Annotated in this window: 2 protein-coding genes; both read left to right on the top strand. The window is 64.6% G+C overall.

Going from position 1 to position 3,195, the window contains the following annotated elements; all coding sequences use genetic code 11:
* Positions 1-77: 77 nt before the first annotated feature.
* A complete protein-coding gene (locus AC1DWT_RS50390) occupies positions 78-773 on the top strand; it encodes an amino acid ABC transporter permease (RefSeq protein ID WP_477926182.1) in 696 nt (231 codons plus the stop codon).
* Positions 770-1,642: an amino acid ABC transporter permease gene (locus tag AC1DWT_RS50385; RefSeq protein WP_206015708.1), complete on the top strand. Its 873-nt coding sequence runs from the start codon at positions 770-772 to the stop codon at positions 1,640-1,642. Before AC1DWT_RS50390 ends, AC1DWT_RS50385 begins: the two co-directional genes overlap by 4 nt.
* Positions 1,643-3,195: the final 1,553 nt, after the last annotated feature.

Genomic DNA, 3,195 nt, shown 5'->3' with positions numbered 1-3,195 from the left:
CACACCCACACACCAAAATCTGTCCCGCACCAGCACACCCCAGCCGAAACCCACCCACCAATCAGAGGGCACGAAAAATTGAGGCTAGTTCCCGGGCGGTTCTTGCGGAGTACGGCGGACCCGTCCTCGCGGCCTTCCGAACGACCATTGCCTTGACGGTGTCCGCCGCGGTGGTGGCCGTCCTTCTCGGTCTCGTGTTGGTTGTCATGCGGCTCTCCCCGRTGGCCTCACTGCGGCGGGCAGGGACCATCTACGTGGAGATAGTTCGCAACACGCCATTGACGTTGATACTCCTCTTCTGCTCGTTTGGGCTCGCGCAGACCCTGGGCCTGACGATGGTCGACAGCACATCATCAACGTCATTGGCGGACAGTGCGTTTCGACTGTCAGTCCTGGGTCTGGGTGCGTATACCGCGACCTTCGTCTGCGAGGTATTGCGAGCGGGTGTGAACACGGTGGCCCGAGGGCAGTCCGAGGCGGCCAGGGCGCTGGGTCTCGGATTCGGCAGAACCCTAGGACTCGTCATTCTCCCGCAGGCTCTGCGGTCGGTGATCGGCCCGCTCGGTACCGTCTTGATTGCCTTGACCAAGAACAGCACCATCGCGTCGATCATCGGTGTCGCCGAAGCATCCCTGCTGATGAAAGAGATGGTCGAGAATACCGGCGCGCTGTTGTTGGTCGGGGCGATCATCGCGATCGGTTTCATGTGTCTGACGCTCCCCACAGGGCAGCTGTTCGAATTCCTTGCGAAGAAATACTCGGTGAAATCATGACCCACAGCGATCACGTTCTGTTCGATGAACCCGGACCCGCGGCCCTGGCGCGTCACCGCCGGCTCTCTCTGATCTTCTACCTGGTCGTTGCCGCCATTGCGGCATGGGTCGGGAAGACACTGTGGGCCGACGGCCAACTGGCTCCCGAGATGTGGAAGCCGTTCCTCACCGAGGACATGTGGACGACGTTCCTGCTTCCCGGTATCCGTGGCACGCTCGTTGCTGCGGCCATCTCGATCGTGGCCGCGGTCACGCTGGGCATCATTCTCGGGGCCTGCCGCCAATCGACGAGTTGGGTGATCCGCAAAGCCTCGGGCGCTATCGTCGACTTCTTCCGGGCCATCCCGATGCTGGTGCTGATGATCTTCTTCTTCGCACTCTATGCGGGCCAGGCGCTGTTCCCGGTGGATTATCTTGCGCCGGCGGCGGTGATCAGCGGGTTGACGTTATGCAACGCTGCTGTCATCGCGGAACTGGTCCGCTCGGGTATCCGTGCCCTGCCTCGGGGGCAGACGGAGGCGGCTGAAGCGCTCGGTTTGCAACCGGGGCATACGATGCGCCGTGTCCTGCTCCCGCAGGCGATCAGTTCGATGCTGCCGCCCATGATCGCCCAGATGGTCGTGATCTTGAAGGATACGGCGTTGGGTTACCAGATCACCTACATCGAGGTGGTGCGGCAGGGGGTGCAAGCCGGCTCGACGTATTCGAACTACATCCCGGCACTGGTCGTGGTAGCCGCATTCATGGTCATCGTGAATTTCGGCCTGGGTCGACTCGCTGTCGCGGTGGAACGCCGAGTGCGCTCCGGACGGCGACGGTCCGTCCCAGCAGCTGCCGGGACGAAAGTGCCTGCACTGTCGCAACTGTGAGCAGGGTCCTCGGCGCGGCCACTGACCGGCCGCCGGTTTCGCGGCCAGCTGGCCGAGCGAGAAACATCGGTAGTTGATCATTTGTAGCGCCACCACGTTGTGGCGCTACAAATGTTGTGGCGCTACAAATGTTGTGGTCGACACGGCGGCGACCATCAGGGCGCTGGGTGCGGAGGCCTCCGTGCGGGCCGCGGATGCGATCCTCGACCGGGTTGCCGGTGTTTGGCGAGACCGGTAACGGGCGAATGGCGCTCGGCGGTGCCGGCCGGGCCGTGCGCTGTGGTGCCTTCTCGGCGGTGGTCGGTGAACAGGGCAATGGGCACGGTGCAGCGACGGGAGGGGAGGCGTGCGACCGACGGTCCCAGCAGCGCGAGGTTGCCGGCAGCTGGCGAGGACCTGGTCGAGTCCGATCTGCTCCTCGGCGGTGCGGTCATCGTGGCGCAGCATCCAGGCGGATATCCACCGGGCGTGGGGCACAGACAGTCCGTCTGTCTGGGCCTGCTCGGATCTTGCGCAGAGGCCGAAGGAGGTCGCGGACGGCGGCGACGCTATCCGCGATAACCCTTGACAAAGTTCCTCGCGGAGAAGGGAAGTGGAGTCCACCCGGCGGCGGCCTCGTGTGACGATGCTCGGTGAACAGTTTGGGCCGACCGGCGCGCAGTGTGCCGCGGCTCGGCTTCGCAACCGGCCGCCGGCGTTCGGTGTCAGTCCGAGTCTTCGTCTGACGATGGTGCTCGGTAGGCCCTGGGTTGTGAGAGTGGCGACGTCCGCGAACCCCGCTCGATGCGTGCGGTGAGCATGAATTCTACTGGCGAACCGCGATCGGCCCGTCGGCACTCCGCCACTTGTTCAGTGGCCGTGCGTGCGCCTGTTGTCCAAGACCGTGTCCGGGTCGACGGTAGCGGTGCTGGGCGGCAACGGATTCTCGACCGCCTGGGCCATCCTCGATGGACGGCACAGGAACCGTTGCACCCGCAGAACCAGACGGCTGCGCCGGTCACCGATCTCGCGTCGTCAAATACCCGCTGCGACGGGTCTTGCGGGCCAAGCCCGATGCGGACTCAGCCAGCGAGGACGCCCGGATACGGGCCGCGCCCGCGGTCGGGTCGACGACATCGATCGACTGCCGTTCGGCGTCGAGAGCGGAACTACGCGCAGTTCACCGCAGCTCGGAGAAGCCCAGCAAGCACACCTCTCGCCCGATACACGTCATTGCCGGAATGACGGTGGTCGGGCGGGCATCGGTCGCATGTGGACCGGAAGGTCAGAGAACCACGGAATATGCAGGAGAACAGTGGAACACGGTGATATCACCGCCTGCGGATCCTGCTGCGCGGTGACGGACTCGCAGTCCGAGAGAAGTCGCCGCGYGGCAGTCATCGGTCCCCTCGGCGCGGCATCTGAGATTCAGCGACGCCCGCTCTTGGCGACTGGATGGAAGCTGCGTGCGTCGAGGCGGCCACAAGAGCGAGGTGGGTCACCTGTCGGGGCGCTGGGTCGTTGAGATCAGCACCGCAGGAGACCCACCCTCAACTGCCGCTAACTACCAGGTG

It is taken from the genome of Rhodococcus sp. P4_B6 (assembly GCF_056402215.1).
Note: the sequence above shows the minus strand (reverse complement) of the source record. Positions and strands in the feature narration are given on the sequence as shown.